General features: G+C 39.5%; 18 protein-coding genes. 9 read left to right on the top strand and 9 right to left on the bottom strand.

Annotation, left to right across the window (positions count from 1 at the left end):
- Positions 1–422 precede the first annotated feature (422 nt).
- The 5 genes from RB604_RS06390 to RB604_RS06370 all read left to right on the top strand — a co-directional run bounded on the left by RB604_RS06390 (position 423) and on the right by RB604_RS06370 (position 5816).
- Positions 423–1037 carry a hypothetical protein gene (locus RB604_RS06390; RefSeq protein ID WP_007479026.1) on the top strand — a complete coding sequence of 205 codons (615 nt, stop codon included), beginning with the start codon at positions 423–425 and terminating at the stop codon, positions 1035–1037.
- 225 nt (positions 1038–1262) lie between these two features.
- Positions 1263–2957 (top strand): tetratricopeptide repeat protein, encoded by a 1695-nt coding sequence (locus tag RB604_RS06385; RefSeq protein WP_007479027.1) that lies wholly within the window; start codon positions 1263–1265, stop codon positions 2955–2957.
- Between the two features lie 155 nt (positions 2958–3112).
- Positions 3113–3490 carry a DUF3244 domain-containing protein gene (locus tag RB604_RS06380; protein WP_007479028.1) on the top strand — a complete coding sequence of 126 codons (378 nt, stop codon included), beginning with the start codon at positions 3113–3115 and terminating at the stop codon, positions 3488–3490.
- Positions 3491–3604: 114 nt separating this feature from the next.
- Complete coding sequence (locus tag RB604_RS06375; protein WP_007479029.1) at positions 3605–5206, top strand: hypothetical protein; 1602 nt, start codon at positions 3605–3607, stop codon at positions 5204–5206.
- Positions 5207–5372: 166 nt separating this feature from the next.
- Positions 5373–5816, top strand: coding sequence for a hypothetical protein (locus RB604_RS06370; protein WP_007479030.1), 444 nt, complete (start codon positions 5373–5375; stop codon positions 5814–5816).
- Between the two features lie 73 nt (positions 5817–5889).
- Here the strand turns inward: RB604_RS06370 and radC are convergent, their stop codons facing one another.
- The 7 genes from radC to RB604_RS06335 form a co-directional block, all read right to left on the bottom strand.
- The gene (gene radC, locus RB604_RS06365; protein ID WP_007479031.1) at positions 5890–6585 is read right to left on the bottom strand and encodes a RadC family protein; all 696 of its coding nucleotides are present in this window, start codon (positions 6583–6585) and stop codon (positions 5890–5892) included.
- Positions 6586–6607: 22 nt separating this feature from the next.
- Positions 6608–7597, bottom strand: coding sequence for a glycosyltransferase family 2 protein (locus tag RB604_RS06360; protein WP_005926833.1), 990 nt, complete (start codon positions 7595–7597; stop codon positions 6608–6610).
- A 106-nt stretch (positions 7598–7703) separates the two neighbouring features.
- Positions 7704–8900 carry an acetate kinase gene (locus RB604_RS06355; protein ID WP_007479032.1) on the bottom strand — a complete coding sequence of 399 codons (1197 nt, stop codon included), beginning with the start codon at positions 8898–8900 and terminating at the stop codon, positions 7704–7706.
- Between the two features lie 22 nt (positions 8901–8922).
- A complete protein-coding gene (gene pta / locus RB604_RS06350) occupies positions 8923–9942 on the bottom strand; it encodes a phosphate acetyltransferase (protein WP_007479033.1) in 1020 nt (339 codons plus the stop codon).
- Between the two features lie 133 nt (positions 9943–10075).
- Positions 10076–11578: a hypothetical protein gene (locus RB604_RS06345; protein WP_007479034.1), complete on the bottom strand. Its 1503-nt coding sequence runs from the start codon at positions 11576–11578 to the stop codon at positions 10076–10078.
- Positions 11579–11585: 7 nt separating this feature from the next.
- Positions 11586–12386 carry a DUF4384 domain-containing protein gene (locus RB604_RS06340; protein WP_005926841.1) on the bottom strand — a complete coding sequence of 267 codons (801 nt, stop codon included), beginning with the start codon at positions 12384–12386 and terminating at the stop codon, positions 11586–11588.
- Between the two features lie 27 nt (positions 12387–12413).
- Positions 12414–13097 (bottom strand): hypothetical protein, encoded by a 684-nt coding sequence (locus tag RB604_RS06335; protein ID WP_005926843.1) that lies wholly within the window; start codon positions 13095–13097, stop codon positions 12414–12416.
- A gap of 209 nt (positions 13098–13306) precedes the next feature.
- Between RB604_RS06335 and RB604_RS06330 the strand changes: the two genes are divergently transcribed.
- From RB604_RS06330 to RB604_RS06315, 4 genes are all read left to right on the top strand, one after another.
- Complete coding sequence (locus tag RB604_RS06330) at positions 13307–13645, top strand: CidA/LrgA family protein (RefSeq protein WP_005926846.1); 339 nt, start codon at positions 13307–13309, stop codon at positions 13643–13645.
- Complete coding sequence (locus RB604_RS06325; RefSeq protein ID WP_005926849.1) at positions 13642–14337, top strand: LrgB family protein; 696 nt, start codon at positions 13642–13644, stop codon at positions 14335–14337. The genes RB604_RS06330 and RB604_RS06325 overlap by 4 nt, the downstream gene beginning before the upstream one ends.
- A 56-nt stretch (positions 14338–14393) precedes the next feature.
- A complete protein-coding gene (locus RB604_RS06320) occupies positions 14394–15311 on the top strand; it encodes a DUF2156 domain-containing protein (RefSeq protein ID WP_007479035.1) in 918 nt (305 codons plus the stop codon).
- Positions 15312–15383: 72 nt separating this feature from the next.
- Positions 15384–16394, top strand: a complete 1011-nt coding sequence (locus RB604_RS06315) for a GNAT family N-acetyltransferase (RefSeq protein WP_005926855.1) — start codon at positions 15384–15386, stop codon at positions 16392–16394.
- A 105-nt stretch (positions 16395–16499) separates the two neighbouring features.
- Here the strand turns inward: RB604_RS06315 and RB604_RS06310 are convergent, their stop codons facing one another.
- A complete protein-coding gene (locus tag RB604_RS06310; RefSeq protein WP_025819139.1) occupies positions 16500–17819 on the bottom strand; it encodes a TldD/PmbA family protein in 1320 nt (439 codons plus the stop codon).
- Between the two features lie 89 nt (positions 17820–17908).
- The gene (locus RB604_RS06305) at positions 17909–19450 is read right to left on the bottom strand and encodes a TldD/PmbA family protein (RefSeq protein ID WP_055293640.1); all 1542 of its coding nucleotides are present in this window, start codon (positions 19448–19450) and stop codon (positions 17909–17911) included.
- Positions 19451–19462: the final 12 nt, after the last annotated feature.

Genomic DNA, 19462 nt, shown 5'->3' with positions numbered 1-19462 from the left:
AAGGTTTATCAGTTCCCTCTTTTTATGCACTTTTGTAAAATTATACAAGAATCAAAAACAGTTTCATTATTTAGACTCCTGTTTCTACCGCATAATTGCGGGGGTTATTGTAGCCTAAAAAAGCTTCTCAAATTTAGAGCCTGCTCATTTTCCATCACATACAATATTAGTTTCAGTACATAGCTCTCTATTAGAACAAATACTACAACAATTTGATTTTCATACCCTTACATACCATCAACGTCCATTTGTTACCATTTTGTTACCAACGACAAAAGATTTAAACGGATATTATTACACAATTGTTACTTAATAAATATCGTAATAATAAAAAAACAGTGTTCTTTGCAGCAGATAATCCCCAATATTGAAATCATCAAATTGTCCTTTTTAAACAGACTCTAATTTTATATAGCAAAAATATGATAACGAAGAAAAACTTATTAACAGCACTATTGTTCCTGTTCGTATCTTGTCCTATGTGGTCACAGATTTTAAAGAGTTCCGGTATTATTGTGAAAGCGGGTAAAGGTGAAATCGCCTACAACACGCCCACCCACATTGATAACATGGATACAGATATAAAAAATTCTTATATAAAAGGAAAAACAGCCCTTGAATTCGGTTATCGTTTCAGATTACAGCCGAATAAATCACGTTTTTTCTATGACATAGATGCATCCGGCGGATATAGCAAATATGAATATGCCATGAATTTTCTACCTAAAGAAAACACTCAATACACAGGTTCTTCTGGCTCTAACGTTTTATTATCATTCTCTTTAACCGGTATGGCCAATTACAATATTTTCAAAGGCTTGAACATCGGTTTGGGTGTACAGCCAACCGTTTATATATGGGAGAAAAAATTCTTTGACATTCCTCTACTCGCCAAAGTGAGCTATGACTTAAAATACGTGGAATTAGGATTTTCTTATAAATATGGATTGACCCGAAATTATAAAGTTCCCCTTTTCAAAGACAATCGATTATCGCAATGGCAATTCTCAATCTATATTCCATTATGGAAAAAATAAAACCGGCAAATCGGCTACAACGAAAACTAAGTTAGCTATTTTATTTCCTGGAAGAATTTGATCGGTCTTTTCAACTAATTTGATAATTAGTTGAAAAGACCTAAAATATATCATAGATTCATGATACAGACAAAACAATGAATAATACTTAATTAAGAAAGCAAATCAATTTTTCTTGAATCAAAAGAGCTACAAGTTCTTCGATATTATTGCTATATTTGTAGGATGATGAAATACACACAAATTACATTCCAGCTCATCGGCAAACTATTTCTTTTTATCGTCTTGGCTGGATGCCAACAAAACGATAAGTACACCGCCTTGCTATTACAAGCAGATTCTATCATGAATGTTCGTCCGGACAGTGCATTGGCATTACTCAATTTGATACAGTTCCCCCAAGAAATGAAAACTGCCGACAGAGCATTGTATTCTCTCCTCTTCACACAGGCCGAACAGAAAAATCGGATATCACACACCAACGACTCTCTGATCCGGATAGCAGTAGACTATTACAAAGATAAAGACGATAAAGAACAGGAGACCAAAGCTTATTATTATTTGGGATGCGTATATCAGGACATAGGCGATATAGTGGGTGCAACTGATGCTTTTTTGAAAGCATTGAATATAAATCCTCAAGTGATAAATGATACAGAAAGACTTACCATGATATACGAAAATTTGGCAGAATGCTATCAAAGCCAAGGGTTTTATGACAAGGCAATGGAAATGTATCGCATTTCTTACAAAACAAACATCAACCACAATGAAGAAAAAAATATACTTTTTTCTTTGCAAGGAATCGGAGAAGTATTTATGTATCAACATCAATGGGATAGCGCAGCCTATTATTACAATGAAATCATAGAAAAATCACGTGCAATTGGTGACTCATCCTGGATATCTATTGGAATCAGTAACCTTGCACATGTTTATTATAATCAGAAGAAATACCCAGAAGCTTATCACACTGCTCTAAAATCTATTCATAATAATAATGAAGATAAAGAGAATGAAATAACCAGCAAGTACATTTTACTTGGCGATATCTTAATCCAACTGGGGCAATATGATTCAGCTCGTTACTATCTATCACTTAACAGTATTAAAGAAGATCCTTTTTTACGAGCTTCCAGACACTTTTCATTATATGAACTTGAAAAAAAATGTGGAAAATATAAAGAAGCAACACAATACATTGATACATACACAACCTTATATGATTCCCTTCGAGAAGAAAAGAACAAAGAAGAAATCGCAAAGTTAATAAACAGCTATACAATAGAAAGATACAAAAGAGAAATCTCCGAAAAGCAGAAACATCAAACCAGAATCTCTATTTCCTTTTCTATTCTCATAATTATTTCAATTTTATTCATTTTCTTGATGATCGATAGGCATCGGAAACAAGAATATATTGGCCTACATAAATCTTTAATGAAAAAAAGAGGAGAGATAATGAAGATGCAGGAGGAACTGAACAGCATGGACATGAACCATTCACCAAACTCTATACAAGAGAAAGAGAACAAACAAAATATTCTAAAACAATTACAAAAAGAGAAATTTTATTATAGTATTCAATTATTTCAAAAAACTTCCTATTACAAAACCATACAAGAACTAAAACAAAAAAGAAGAATTGAGGAAAAAGTTTTCACCTCAGGAGAACGCGGACTTTTATGGGATTGCATTTATCAGATTTTCTCAGATACAATGTCATATCTGAAAGCGCAATGTCCAGAATTGACTAGAGAAGATTTATTATATTGCATCTTCTATCTATTAGGATATTCCAATTCAATCATTATTATTTGCACAGGAAGCAATGCAAATGCCTTAAAGTCAAGAAAAAATCGGTTAAAAAACAAAATGACAAAAGAGCTATACTCATTTATCTTTAGCACCTACAAATAGCTGATATACTACAAATTAAGTATAACTTAACGCTTCACATTGTCTTAAAACATTCGTGAATTAGGATAATTATTACCTAATTATTACCTAAATCATAATGCTTTTTCATCTAAAAACCAGTCCTTTATAAAAAATTAATCCCAAAATACAAAATTATGAAAACCAATTTTTTATTATTACTCTTCATCACCCTGACTATCTCAGAAGTGACATTAGCAGAAACTTTAAACAAGGGAACAAAGATCGAGTTAAAGTATCATCTAAGAAAAGATCATCGTTCTGTTATTGAACAACCATTTCAAGTCTTCTTAAACGCATCTTTTATTACTATAGAACAAGATGTTTCTTCATCAGATGTCTCATTCTATACTATAACAATCAAAGATGCTAACACAGGAAAAGTTACAGAGACATTGACTACTACTGGAACTATTTATATCGATATAAGTAACTTTCTTTCGGCAGAATACGATATAGAGATTGATATGGAATCGATGCTACTATATGGAAGCTTTACAATACAAGATAATTGACATATATGAATAATAGTCCAAAACACACTACAGCTCTTTATGATCTATTTTCAGACACCATCTTGAATACAAAAATTTAATCCATACAGTATTTATTCAATAAAAAAGTAAATTATGACAAACATCTTAAAAAAATTAACAGCACCGTTAATATTACTAATGATTGTATCATGTTACAATGATAAATTTGATACAATTGATAATCTATCATTAGTCGAAGACAATAATATTGAACTCAAACAAGAAAGCAATCTAAAAAGTGAATTCTCATTAGCTTTAGCTAAGGTTTTTGCTGAAAATAAAGATGTGAGAAAACTTATAAAAAGAGAAGCTCTAAAACAGTTTGATTATGACTATGATGTTTTATACATGTTAGTTAAGGATAAAAAAATGGAAAATAATAAAACATTAGAAGAACTTTTATTAAAGTACATGAGTAAAGATGATCTCCTTACTCTGACACAAAAAATACCCACTTTGACAATATTCGTACCTTCTCTCCCTGGAGAATCTTTTTCTGCAGAAAAATGGGATATTGAACAAGAAATTCCTCTTGTTGCATATAAAAATGAAGAAAACTCAATATTATATGTAAATAGTGAAGGAATAGTTAACGCTTTTGAGGAAAATGAGATTCCTGTATTCGCCATTGTAGCAATTAAGCCGTCAGAAAGAGTTATTGTAGAGAATACATCTACTCGAAACTCTAATTCGTCAACAGTACTACAAGCTGAAAATGGAATGAATTTTGTCTTTGAATTCGATGAATTTAATAATATTACTTCTTCCACGATTAAAACCAGAACATCTGCAACTGTTATTCCTGATCTCTTCAAAAAAATTTATGATGCAAAAAAGTATTCTGATAAAAACGGAGTTTGGCAAAGGGATTATATTTATTATAATATTTCGACTAAAGATGGTGAGGGTGTATTTCAAAAAAACGTTTCCGAATGCATTTATTCTCTTGAATTATTAGGAGATCCCAATACTATGTTTAGAATGTTAGCAGACCAAGACTCTGATCCTCAATATTACAAAGAAAAACCGTCAGGTCCAAGACCAGGATCAGGCCGAGGTACAAGAAGTGAATATCATAGAGCACAAGGAGAATTTTGGTATGGAGGAAATTTTGAGTTTCTAGTAAAGGTTTATATTAGCAATAAGCAACTAAGCTCAAATGAAATTATCAAAGCAATATCCGTTAATCCATTTCATTTATTTGAACTAGACATACAACAAAATGGCCGGAGGCCTGCACAGGTAATGGGAGTTAAAAAGATAAAGAAATACTACTTACCTACTCCGCTTCCCCTTTTTGATTGGGATATAGAAAATTATTCTGCTTCTGTTAAAATATCTATTGAAGAAAAAGATGATCAACAGACATCTCAGAAAACATCAGAGACAACAAGTACATTTGCTACAAATTTTGAATTCAATGCAAGCTTGGGAGAAATTACAAAAAAGGGAGCTAAAATGGGAGTTTCTGCATCTACGACATATAAAACGTCCACTGTAATAACAACATACTTAAATAGTGACCAATTAGGAGATGTTATAATTAACTTTGGAGATGATGTCATAATAAAAGACGAAATGGAAATAATTGATTCTGAAAGTGAAAGCGAGCAAAATATTTACAGGCCTGTAGTGAATCCCAAATATAACTCCGGATATTATAAAATAGGAATACTTCCTTTACCACAGTATTAACTCAAATCATTTCCCCAAAGTATTATTTCCTCCACATACTTTGGGGGAATAGATATTTACGCTTACCTTTCACCACTAAAAGAAGAAAGGTAGTATATGATTACAAAAAAACAAAGGAATACCATTATATATTTATATACATCTATTCACTATAAAGTAGGTTATTATGAGAACAGCAATACAACAATTAAGTTACATCCTAATTCTACTAACAATCTTTTCATCATGCAATAAGGATAATGAAAAAGAGATTATAGAAGAAAGCTATGAAATGAATATCAAAGTGGAATATACCAAATGGTCAGAGTCATATCCGGATGAAGGTTCTAAAATATATATATACTTCAATCGCCAAATGGAAGATTTCACAGCTATGAAGTATGAGGCAGATGGTGTATATTATTCAGTCGATAAAATCATCAGACCGGATCAAACGGATATAGCAGACAAAAACGGATTAGCCATTATTGATTTTAGAGATCATTTAAATATAAAATTCTCATTGATGGTTGAAAGTAGATATACAGGATTAAGAGCATTTATGTATTTTGAAAAGTATGTTTTCGCAAAAGAACATTCCTTTAGTTTTCTCAAGTCAAATCCTGAATAGTGACAAAGATCTAATGTACAAGAGGTTTAGGATATAAAAGAAGGAAATCTATTTATCCCCATACATATACTTTTTATACAAGCCCTTCATCTGCAAAACTGTAGTACTTGCCATCACAAACGATAACGTGGTCTACCAATTTAATATCCATAGTCCCGGCAGCATTAAATATTCGCTGTGTCAATGCCTCATCTTCACGGCTAGGATGATTGTTGCCCGACGGATGATTATGAACAACAGCCATCTGGGCAGCACGCTGCAACAAAGCTTCCCGCAGTACAGAACGCACATCTACCAATGTGCCGGAAATACCGCCCGTACTGATCCGGACCCGGTCTATCACCTTATTCGCCTGATTCATCAGCAATACCCAAAACTCTTCCAGTTCAAGATCGCACATCAACGGATGAAACAGTTCGTAAATATCCTTAGAACAACTGATAACAGCCCGCTCCTTCACTTCCTGCAATTTACGACGCTTTCCCAATTCCAAAGCAGCCATAATGGCAATGCTTTTCGCCGGGCCGAAGCCTTTAAAACAAGAAAAGTCACGGACTCCCCAATGAGCCAGTTCGTTCAAATCATTATGACAGGAGACAAGTATCCGTCGCATCAGCTCTACCGCGCTCTCTTCGGTATTGCCGGAGCCGATCAGAATAGCCAACAACTCGGCATCGCTCAGGGCGCCCGAACCTTTCAACATCATTTTCTCTCTCGGACGATCCTCTTCCGCCCATTGGCAAATAGTCAGTTTGTGTGTATCTTTCATTGGTATGTGTATATATGTACCTTCATTTATAAAAGTTCTTTTGAAAAGCTTCGAACTCACCTCGCTTCAAAATGCAACGTTGCCACCAAGCTCTCCAGAAACCGGTTCCATAACCGATCAGTTGTATAAAAGAAGCAGCAATAGAGTAAACTCCTATACGCAAACTGTGATTACAACAAGCGGAATCTACGCAAACCAACAAAGCATAAAACAGAATCGGAAGAAGGCTATACGGACAGAACAAACCACCGACGAGCAACAAAGCCACCCCTAAAGTAAAAGCAGCAGGAAGCAGGTGCACCAGCTTTAATGACTCCGGATATTTTTTATAAAGATTGATACGGGCAATACCGGAATTATGCACTTGCTTAAAGAACTTCTTCAAATCGGTGCGCCGCTTATGATACACCCATGCACCGGGAAACAAACGGCATTTGTATCCTCCCTTAAAAATCCGGATACTAAAATCGATATCCTCTCCAAAACGCATCTTGGAAAAACCTCCCAATGCCTGATATACCTCCCGTCTCACCCCCATATTAAAACTACGCGGATAGAATTTATCCATTTTCTTTTTACCACCACGAATGCCGCCGGTCGTAAAGAATGAGGTCATGGAATAATTAATCGCTTTCTGAATGTCTGTAAAAGAATCATGCGCACAGTCGGGACCACCGAATGCATCGGCAGGAGCCGTTTCCAATTCCGCCTCTACTTCATCGAAATAGCTTTCCGGAAGGATGCAATCAGAATCCAATATGATCAGAAAATCCCCCTGACTCCGCTCAGCTCCATAATTGCGGCTTTGCCCCGGCCCGGAATTAGATTTCTGATAATATTTCAAGTCAAGCACCGCCTTGTACTTTTCCGTAACAGCCAGACAAGGAACAGAAGAACCGTCCTCGACTACAATCACTTCAAAATCTTTAAAATGCTGCTTTACGAGGCTTTGCAACAATTCGTCCACCTCGTCGGGACGGTTATACACAGGTATGATGACGGAATATCTCATATTCGTTGGTTTTATCTACCGGCAAAGATACATCATTATTTTAATAAAAAACGGGACTATCCTTATTAGGATAGCCCCGCCTTGCGTATTAATCATTTTTTCGGAATTATTTTCCTACAATATCCATTGTGTCAGAAGCGATCAACAGTTCCTCATCTGTAGGAATAACCACTACTTTTACTTTTGAATCAGCAGCAGAAATGATAGCTTCTTCACCGCGGACTTTGTTCTTTTCGGCATCCAGCTTCACGCCCATAAATTCGAGCCCCTTGCATACACCTGCACGACAGCTTGCTTGGTTCTCACCGACACCACCGGTAAAGAGAATCACATCTACGCCACCCAAAGCAGCAGCATAAGCACCAATGTATTTTTTGATACGATAGAAATACATCTTTTCTGCCAGAATTGCTTTCGGATTACCCTCTGCCACAGCAGCTTCCAACTCACGCATATCGCTCGATACGCCGGAAACTCCAAGAACACCGCTTTTCTTGTTCAGCAGATTGGAAATACCGGTTGTATTAAGTCCTTCCTTGTCCATGATGAAAGTTACGGCACCGGCATCGATATCACCGCTACGTGTACCCATCATCAATCCTTCCAACGGAGTAAGTCCCATAGTCGTATCGATACATTTACCATCTTTGATAGCAGCGATAGAGCCGCCGTTACCAATGTGGCAGGTTATCAGCTTCAACCCTTCGGGTTTAACACCCAAGTACTCACATACGCGTTGAGATACATAACGATGAGAAGTTCCGTGGAAACCATAACGGCGCACACCGTATTTTTCATACAGTTCGTAAGGAACAGCATATAAATATGCATAGTCAGGCATTGTCTGATGGAAAGCCGTATCAAACACTCCAACCTGTGGAATATTGGGGAGAATGGCCGAAATGGCATCCACTCCCTTCAGGTTTGCAGGGTTATGCAACGGTGCCAGATCGTTGCAAGCGGTAAACGCTTCCAATACTTCCTTATCGAGCAATACGGATTTGCTGAAACGTTCACCTCCATGTACCATACGATGACCCACAGCATTGATTTCATCCAATGACTTGATAGCTCCGTATTCCGGATCAGTCAATGTATGAAGGATAAATTCCACTCCGACAGTATGTTCCGGAATGTCCTTTTCCAATATTTTCTTTTCTCCGTTAGGTAAAGTAAATTTCAAGAAAGAGCCTTTCAAACCGATCTTTTCAATACCGCCTTGGGCAATCACTTCTTTACTGTCCATATCGAACAGTTTATATTTGATAGACGAACTTCCACAGTTCAATACTAATATCTTCATTTCTGATTATCGTTTTATTAAATTATTTGTTTTTCTTGGCTGCGATAGCTTGATTGGCTGTAATAGCAATCATTCTATACACATCTTCAATAGAACAACCACGTGAAAGGTCGTTTACCGGACGGGCAATACCTTGCAGAATCGGACCGACAGCATCGGCGTGTCCCAAACGTTGCACTAATTTATAAGAAATATTACCGACTTCAAGACTCGGAACAATCAATACGTTGGCCGCACCTGCAATAGCTGACCCCGGCGCTTTGCTCGCACCAACCTCCGGAACCAAAGCTGCATCTGCCTGCAATTCACCGTCAATAGCCAATGTAGGAGCCATTTCTTTGGCAATCTTCAATGCTTCAACCACTTTATCTACCACTTCGTGTTTAGCCGACCCTTTCGTTGAGAAGCTGAGCAATGCTACTTTAGGTTCCTCTATTCCGGCAACAGCCTTAGCAGTACCAGCCGTACAGATCGCAATCTGAGCCAACTGAGCAGCATCCGGAACCGGAGTCACGGCAACATCCCCCATCACAAGAATACCGTTCTTACCATATTCGGGAGCATGTGTCAACAACAACATAGCACCGGACACGGTAGTAATTCCCGGAATAGTCTTGATAATCTGAAGCGCAGGACGCAATACATCACCGGTCGTATTGCGGGCACCGGCCAACTGTCCATCGGCATCCCCGTTCTTAATGATGAGACAACCCAGATACAACGGGTTAAGCACCAGCTTACGGGCCTCTTCGATAGTCATGCCTTTCTTTTTGCGAAGCTCGCACAATAACTGTGCATACTCTTCTTGTTTCGAATGATTCTCCGGGTCAATAATGGTAGCCTTACCGATATTTCCCAGTCCCCATTTTGTAGCAGCCTCATGAATCTCATCAGGGTTACCCAAAAGAATAAGGTCAGCAACTTCATCTGTCAAAATCTGATTGGCAGCTTTCAAAGTACGTTCTTCGGTTCCTTCCGGAAGAACAATGCGTTGGCGATCCGCTTTCGCACGCGCAACAATAGAGTTAATTAAATTGAGCATAGATATTTAAAATATGTATAAATTCGGTAGTAAGGTGTTATTCACGCCGCAAAAGTACACAATTTTGTAATATCTACATTGCAAAACGGGGCGTTTTTACGCCCCGAATCTACAATTATTATAATATTTAACACTAACGAATGATTTGTGGAGAGACTTTCTTGAATTGCTCCATACACATCCCGATAGATGCACCGATATAGGTAGGATCGCAGATCAAATATTTGGCACCATCATCCAATATGACATAATCGCCCGGTATCTCTTCCGTGAATCGAACAGCCGAAGCGATATGATTGGGGTAGTCGAGCAAAACGGCATCCAGTCCCAATAGATCTTTTACCAAAGTAGAATACAAAATAGCACGGTCTTCACAATCGCATGCCGGATAAAAGAAGTTTTCATCCAAAAAGAAAGGCTTTTCATAACCGAACTGATCTCCATCAGTCTGATACTCAAAACCGGTCTGAACAAATTCTATCAGAATATTGGCAGCCTCCTGTTGAGATTTTCCCTTAATAGCTTCTTGCAAAGGAGGATAAAGAGTCGCTTTCAACTCTTCACTCATCGGAGTGTGATAATAAACCGACACGTCGCATTGCGGATAACTCTTATAAAACTCCATCAGGTTCTTGTTCACTACTGTTTCCACTTTAACCGAACCGGATTCAGGAGATACGGATTCAGTGTGCTCAGCCATATCGAACTTCGGAACAGCGTCGATGGAAAGGGAAACATAGTTCTTCGCATTGGGAAAATCTTGTTTATAGGTATAAACTCCCATCGGCCCGTTTGTCTTCTCGGCATCAAATACATAATATTTCGTACCGTCTAATAATATATAAGGTATGCCATACAACACACCGGCCGGTGCTACCATCAATTTCAGCTTCTCATTGATCTTCGAAAGACGGACTTTATATCCCGATTTGTTCAAAATAAACATCTGCAAAAAAGCAATATCATCTTTTTGCTGCTCACCGTAAAGCTGCTCACCTATTTTCTTGGTAAACAATAAATAAGCCCAGTCGCTCATTTTTTTCTCTTCACGCAAAGTCATGCAATCCTTTATCAACTGCTCATGGTCTGCTTTGCAAAGCTGGCTCCATGCATCAGCGACGTCCGCTTCACGATTGCCGGCCAATGCCAGGTTTTCTATGGCATCGGTCGCTATTTCAAAAGCAGAGCCATAATAATTGACAGGAGTACGGTGTATCGGACGCCCTGTAACAGGCACCACCGGAACATCTATTTTCACAGACAGATAAGGCTGTCCCGGTACATATATCCCCGGAACCGGTTTGTCTGTAATAGCCGACAAAGAAGGTTTACCAATATCAACCGGTTTAATCTCCACGGGAGCCTGAGGCCGTTTTCCATCAAAAACAGGTTGTTTTTCCGGTTCCGGACGCACCGGAGCTTTCAAAGGATCAAACGCTTCAAACTTAACCCATGTTTCTCTGAGAAAAGTTTCAAAATCCGCATCGGCCTTATTCTTAAAGTCGTTAAACTCTTTCTGCTGCTGTTTCTGAAAATCATCGAATTCCTTCTCAAAATCCACTTCCTGAGCTTCCATTACAGTAGCAGAGAGGAGCCCTCCAAATACGAAAAGAAAAAAACACCTTATCTTGTTCATCTGTCTATCATTTTATCAATACCATCTCATAAAAAGCACAACGCTGATTGGCAGGCATCGAATAAACCCATTTCAATACACTCTGATAAGTAACCGCCTCCGTAAAAGGGACATTACTTTTCGTTGCAACCATCATAATATTGATTTTTTCATTGCCTTTGCCCGAATGTTTTTCCATAAGATAATCTACCGCATTACTAAAAGGAACCTTATATTCATGCCCGGCTTTCAACAGATTATTCGGTTCGTACGCATTGGGATAGAGCAACGCTCCACCCGTGCTGTCAAACCAGAAAAACTTCAGATAAGAGTCAGTTCCATGTACAGTCAACCGGCATGTAAACACATCCCCTTCTTTATACAGAGTCTCCACGCCTTTCACTTCAAGCGCATACGAACGATCCGGTTTATCGTCTTTTTGTACAGTGGCATCGATCGTTACTACTTTATAGAGGCTACGGCTATCCACATCCCACAATTCTTCTACTTTTTTATTGGTCACATTGACCATTCCTCCGATAGCAAGCACACTCATCTGTGAATATGCTTCATGGAATTCCGCCCCGTCATTTTGAGTGATCTGGCCAAAAACCGACCAGACACTCTCCATAACGCCCGCTTTTTGCAAGGCAGCTTTCTTCGCTTCCATGAAAGCACGTTCTTCGGCTTGCTTCAGAGTTATCTCATCACTAACCTGCCATCGTCCCTGAACACCTTTCACCTTTACAGTATTCTGTGCACAAAGAGTTCCGACAGGTATCAACAACAAAAAAGCTGTTATAAACCCCAGTAGCCTGATTATTTTCATTCAGTTTTCTAATTTTATAATTTGTCTTTAGTAACCGAGCTTATCCAGCTCCTTAGCCAAATCTTCCGATTTTTTCGCCAATTCTGCACGTACGGCACTGATAGCCGCCTTATTGGCCGCTTCCATACTGTATCCTAATGTCACCATCACTTCCACATTCTTGTTGTCCAATGTTCTGTACACTTCGACCAATGGCACTACACGACCCAATGTAGCAGAAATCACACTTTTGCTGGCACCGACCACACTCGAAAGACTGGCAGCTTCCTCCTGTCCCATATCATCGTTTGCCACTTTTGCTTCTATCAATTGAGATACTTTAGTCTGGATCTGCCCGGCCAGATCTATTTTGGCAGCATTCGTAGCCTGTAAAACTGCAGAAGACTGATTCCCCCCGATTGCTCTTGAAGAGGCAACATACCAGAACGGGGTTCCGTCCGGAGTCATCTCCGCCTGCTTCTGCCATGCGTTTTCAATCTGCTTGTCCAAAGGTAACTTACCGACCGGAGTTTTAAAGCCTTCCTTAGTCAATTTTTTAGCCTCTTTCCGTGCTTCCTTAATCGCTTTCTTCTGTAAATCCTTATTCAAAACTTTTTCCTGTTTTGCAATTTCTTTGTAATCTTCCTTGGTTGCTTTTTCCTGTGCAAATGAATTCACTGAAACCATCATAGCCAAAGCAGCAAAAACGCTGACTAATAAACTCTTTTTCATATTCGTCTTGTTTTTTAATTATTAATGTTCATACTTGAATTATGCGTTGTATTTATGCAAAAATAAATATATTTCCCTTTCTTTTTCTTTTTTCTCCTGTTTTTTTTCACAAAAAGAGCGGTAAAAGAAAATTCTTCACGGAAAGCAGTGACAACTCTATCAGTAATTTCATAACTTTGCCGCGTTTTCAAATTCAATAGGTAAAAAATATGATACGTCAGTGTGCCATTTTATTTGGCTGTTTGGCTTTGGGTGAATTGATTGTTTTTCTTACAGGGATCAAGCTCCCGTCCAGCATCATAGGAATGTTGCTGCTTACCCTCTTTCTGAAATTAGGTTGGATTAAATTGCAATGGGTGCAAGGCATGTCCGACTTTCTGGTTGCCAATCTCGGTTTCTTCTTTATCCCGCCGGGAGTGGCGCTTATGCTTTATTTTGATATTATTGCGGCACAATTCTGGCCGATAGTGATTGCAACCCTTATCAGTACCATCCTTGTGCTTATCGTTACCGGATGGGTTCATCAATTAGCACGGAAAATCAAATGAGTTATTTAGAAAATGAGTTTTTCTTGTTGGCGATTACCTTCGGGATTTATTTCTTCGCCAAATTACTGCAAAAGAAAACCGGATTTCTTTTGCTAAATCCTATTTTATTGACCATTGCCGTCCTGATCGTCTTTCTGAAAATGACGCATATCAGTTATGAAACATATAATAAAGGCGGGCATCTGATCGAGTTTTGGTTGAAACCGGCAGTTGTGGCGTTAGGAGTCCCGTTATACCTTCAATTGGAAACAATCAAAAAGCAGTTGCTACCTATCTTGCTGTCGCAACTGGCCGGTTGCTTTATCGGTGTTGTTTCCGTGGTATTGATAGCCAAATTAATGGGAGCATCTCAAGAGGTTATTCTGTCATTAGCTCCTAAATCGGTTACCACACCTATTGCCATGGAAGTAACTAAAACATTAGGAGGCATTCCCTCACTGACAGCCGCCGTAGTAGTTTGCGTAGGGTTGCTCGGTGCTATCCTCGGATTCAAGACAATGAAACTGATGCATGTAGGCAGCCCGATAGCCCAAGGTCTCTCCATGGGAACGGCCGCTCATGCAGTAGGAACTTCCACTGCTATGGATATCAGCAGCAAATACGGAGCATATGCCAGTTTGGGGTTAACTCTCAACGGCATATTTACCGCATTGTTAACACCGACTATTCTCCGATTATTGGGTATGTTATAACAAAAATGACTTATATTTGTTATATAATTATACACTAAAAAAGAAAACGACTTTATATGATAGATTTCAAAGATATCACACTTCAAGATAAAGATACCATCACGGGATATACAATGAACAGTTGTCGCCGCAATTGCGACCTTTCTTTCTCCAACCTCTGTAGTTGGAGATTCCTGTATCATACCAAATTTGCGATCGTCGACGATTGGCTGGTTTTTAAATTCTGGGCCGGTGAAAAGCTGGCGTATATGATGCCCGTAGGACAAGGAGACTTAAAAAAAGTGTTGGAAGCGCTTATTGAAAATGCCCGGCAGGAAGGGCAACCATTCTGCATGCTCGGTGTCTGTTCGTGTATGAGGGAAGAACTCGAAAACATCATGCCCGGACAATTCACATTTACAGCAGACAGAGACTATGCCGACTACATCTATCTCCGCACGGATCTCGCCACCCTGAAAGGGAAGAAATTTCAAGCAAAGCGAAACCATATCAATAAATTCCGTAACACATACGGTAATTACGAATATACCCCTATCACCCCCAATCGCATTCAGGAATGCCTTGATCTGGAAGCCGAATGGTGCAAAGTAAACAACTGCGACCAACAGGAAGGAACCGGTAATGAGCGCCGTGCCTTGATTTATGCATTGCACAATTTCGAAGCATTAGGACTGACAGGTGGAATTTTACATGTAGACGGTACAATTGTTGCTTTCACTTTCGGCATGCCGATCAACAAAGAGACTTTCGGCGTACATGTAGAAAAAGCCGACACAAATATCGACGGCGCTTATGCGATGATTAATTATGAATTTGCCAACCACATCCCAGAACAGTACATTTACATCAACCGAGAAGAAGATTTGGGAATTGAAGGATTACGCAAAGCCAAGTTATCTTATCAACCCGTAACTATTCTCGAAAAGTACATGGCGTGCCTGAAAGAGCAACCACAAAATATGATTAAATGGTAGAACAAACATCCATTTGACTCCTGCATAAAAAAATTCAAGTACACATCAAACACCCAAAGACATAAAAAGAAAATGATAAAGGAAAAAGTAAAGGCATTATGGAAACTTTGCTTTGAAGATAGCGAAGCGTTCATAGAAATGTATTTCCGGCTGCGTTACAACAATGAAGTAAACATCGCCATAGAAAGCGGTGATGAGGTTATTTCCGCACTTCAGATGCTTCCCTATCCTATGACTTTTTGTGGCAAACAGATCCAGACATCATATATCTCCGGCGCCTGTACCCACCCCGACTACCGGGGTAAGGGTGTAATGAAGGAACTATTATCACAGGCTTTAACGAAGATGCTGCACAACAATGTTATCTTAAGTACATTGATCCCGGCCGAACCCTGGTTATTCGATTATTATGCCCATATGGGATATGCACCGGTATTTTGCTATTCAGAAAACGATATTCCAGATCAAGATCGCTCTTCCACCGGTGTCTCCGTAAAGAGATTGACCGATGAACAGGAAGAGGTATATCAATACCTCAATCAAAAGATGAAAGAACGCCCCTGCTGTATCCAACACACTCAAACGGACTTTAAAGTTATTCTTGCCGATCTCGAAATAAGTAGAGGGAAAATGTATATAGCCATTTATGAAAAAAAGATAAGCGGAGTAGCAATTGTGTACCAACAAGAAAACAGATTACAAATAAGTGAATTGTTCGCAGAAAACAAAGAAATAGAAAAAGCTTTGCTCTACCATATCCAACAGGACAAAAAAAACGGTAAAGTCACACTCCTCACTCCTCCCGCGGTAAATGGCAAACCGTTCGTTTTGGGCATGGCACGTATCGTTGACGCGAAAACATTTCTCCAGATCTATGCGGCTTCCTATCCCAATATAGAAATGAACATTGAGCTCACAGACAAAGTATTGACGACAAACAACGGTTACTACTATCTCTGCAAGGGAAAATGCATGTTCAGTAAAGAACGCCTACCGGGAAGTCACTCACAATTGACCATTGGAGAATTATGCGAAAAAATTCTCCTCCCATTGAAGCCTTATATGAGTTTAATGCTCAATTAAAATACGTCATACAAAAACATCCTGTATATCCACTCCGAACAAGAATCCGGAAAACAGACATACAGGATGTTGTGGCATTCCAAAGAAAAAACTATATAAGATTAATCAGAGTCCGCTAAAATCCACTCCCTCAAATACCAATGACGGTATGCGCCAGGAAGAGGAAAGACGGGGATCATTTCCCGTTTCTACCAAAGAAGACCAGAGAGCCAGCATATTACCGGTCACATTCATTTCGGAAACCGGTTGAGTCAATTTTCCATTTTCAATGAGGAAACCCTCGATACCATAAGAGAAGTCTCCCGTAGAACTGTTGCAATTACCACCGTTAAAACCGGTGATCAGAATGCCTTTATCCACTTCTGCAACTAACCCGTCCAAATCGTTTTTGCCTGTTTGCAATACCAGAATAGACGGAGAATTTACCGTAGAAGCTGTTCCCATCTTCTTCGCATTATAAGTATCGATGAAATAAGTATTCAATATACCATTCTTAAAAACAGCCCGACGTTCAGTCGCAACTCCTTCACTGTCGAAATAACGGGCACCGGATGCCTGTACCAGATGAGGTTCATCCATCAAGGTCATTTTATCGGCAACCACTTTTTCATTCAGTTTATTCAGCAAGAAAGAATTTCTCTGCTGCAGGGCAGAACCATATAGCGCGCTTATCAACGGACCCAACAATTGACCGGCATTCAATGGGTCTACTACCATCGTATACTTACCGGACTTAACCTTCTTTTGTCCCACTTTACGCAAAGCACGTTCCAAAGCTTTACGCCCGATATCCCCCTTAACCAGCTTATCAAAATAAAGCGAAGACTCATACCAACCGGCAGAAGGACGTGCCTCTCCTTCTCCTTTTATTGCCACTTCGGCAGAAAGGGAATACCAACTACTCTTTGTTTCCCCTTCAAAGCCATTGCTGGTAAGTCTGTAACCAAAATTCTCTCCATCACTATAGGAGGAACCAACGGAAATAATACGTTCATCCCGTCCCAGTGCTTCCTCGGCAACAGCTTTAGCCAACGCAATTTTATCATCCGGCTGAATAGAAGAGAATTTAGGATCCAGAAGTTTCAAATCCGGTTTTCCCCCTTTATAATAGCGGGAAGCATCCGGCAATACACGAGCCTCGTCTTTTGCTAAATAACGCGTAGATTCGATACCGTTCGTTATAAATGTTTCCAGTTCTTTCTTGTCCAGACGATTGGTAGAATAAGTTCCATAGCGTCCGTCTACATATAAGAAGATAGTCAATCCGTTCTCTGAGGCTTGCTGCAAACGATCCATTTTGGCGTCGCGCAGTTCAAAAGAAGTGTTAGAACCGGAATAAAGGTTCACTTTTGCTTCCTGGCAACCGTTCTTTAAGGCATAATCCATTGCCCATTGAGCCAGTTTTTTATTGTTGTCTGATATCATAAGAGTTGAAAGTTGAGAGTTGAAAGTTGAAAGTTAGACAGAACTTCTGTCCGATGCTTCGACTTACAACTTTTGTTTCTTTTTATGTTTTAGTTTTCTCCTCCAACGGTCAGTTTACTAACCAATGCCGAAGGCATTCCACAGGTTACGGGACAAGACTGTCCGTCTTTGCCACAAGTCCAGGTACCATTATCAATCTTATCATTATCAGCCACCATTGTGATGTCTGCCAATGCTTTCGGACCGTTACCGATAATGTTAATATCCTTAATAGGTTGTGTCAGCTTTCCGTTTTCAATCAGATATCCCGATTTTACAAAGAAAGTAAAGTCACCCGCACCGATTTGCACCTGTCCGTTTGTAAACTGATCGACGAAGATTCCCTGTTTCACAGAAGCAATAATATCCTCTTCTTTCATATTTCCCGGTTCCATATACGTAGCACGCATACGCGGAATAGGTACATTACGGAATGTTTCCCGACGTCCGTTACCGGTAGGTGCAATGCCATAATGCCTGGCACTGATACGGTCGTGCATATAGCTTGTCAAAACCCCTTCCTTCACCAGATAGGTTTTCTGCCCGTCCACTCCCTCGTCATCGAAGTTTACAGAACCGCGATTAAACGGAATCGTACCGTCATCAATTACAGAGATGTGCGCATTGCATACTTTCTTATTCAACTGATCAGAGAAAATAGAAACATTTTTACGATTAAAATCAGCTTCAAATGCATGCCCGATAGCCTCATGCAACAAAATACCGGAACCGCCTGCACCCATTACCACAGGCATCTCACCCCCTTTAGGTTTTATAGCCTTAAATAAAATGGCAGTATTATCCACCGCTTCACGTGCCAGTATTTCTACCAGATCATCCGAAAGGAATTCAAAACCTTTGCGATAAGCACGGGCGGCATAACTATTTTCCATTCTACCATTCTCTTCCATAATACAAACAGCACCCAGTGTCACCATCAGACGATAATCATAATACATCACCCCTTCACTATTACAGAAAAGAATATGAGAGGTCGTATCACTTTGGTTCGCCATTACTTTGGACACCCGTTTATCCAATGAGAATATCTTATCATTCAGTTTCTGCAAATAAGGCATCTTATCTTTCAAACTGACTTCTTCCCAAGAAGTAGTTACGGAATAATAATTTTTCTTCAAAGTCTTTGCCTTCAAGCCTACCGGCCCCGCCTTTTTGTTTCCGGAAGCAATCCGGGCCGCCGTACGTGCGGCATTCAGCATATCATCAAGCGTCACATTTTCCACATAAGCATATCCGCTCTGGTCACCGGCAAGAACACGAACTCCCATACCGAAATCGATATACGAATTGCAACTGTTCACCGCTCCGTCTTTCAAGCCGATAACATTAGTAAAGGTATGTTCAAAGAAAAGATCAGCATAGTCTCCTCCCTTTTCAAGAGCGGCAGCCAATACCTTTCTCATATTTTCTTCACTCACTCCAAAATGGTTCATAGCCGATGAAAGAGCAGCTTTCTGATCGCCTCCCCCCATGGCTCCTTTTGCCGACGAAGGCATGGCAAGCACCGAACCGGCTGCCAGTGAGCCGAGTAATGCCATTCCTCCTGTTCTCAAGAAATTTCGTCTGTCCATATTGTTTTTATT

Origin of the sequence: Bacteroides salyersiae (genome assembly GCF_031172035.1) — a bacterium.
Classification (GTDB): domain Bacteria; phylum Bacteroidota; class Bacteroidia; order Bacteroidales; family Bacteroidaceae; genus Bacteroides; species Bacteroides salyersiae.
Note: the sequence above shows the minus strand (reverse complement) of the source record. Positions and strands in the feature narration are given on the sequence as shown.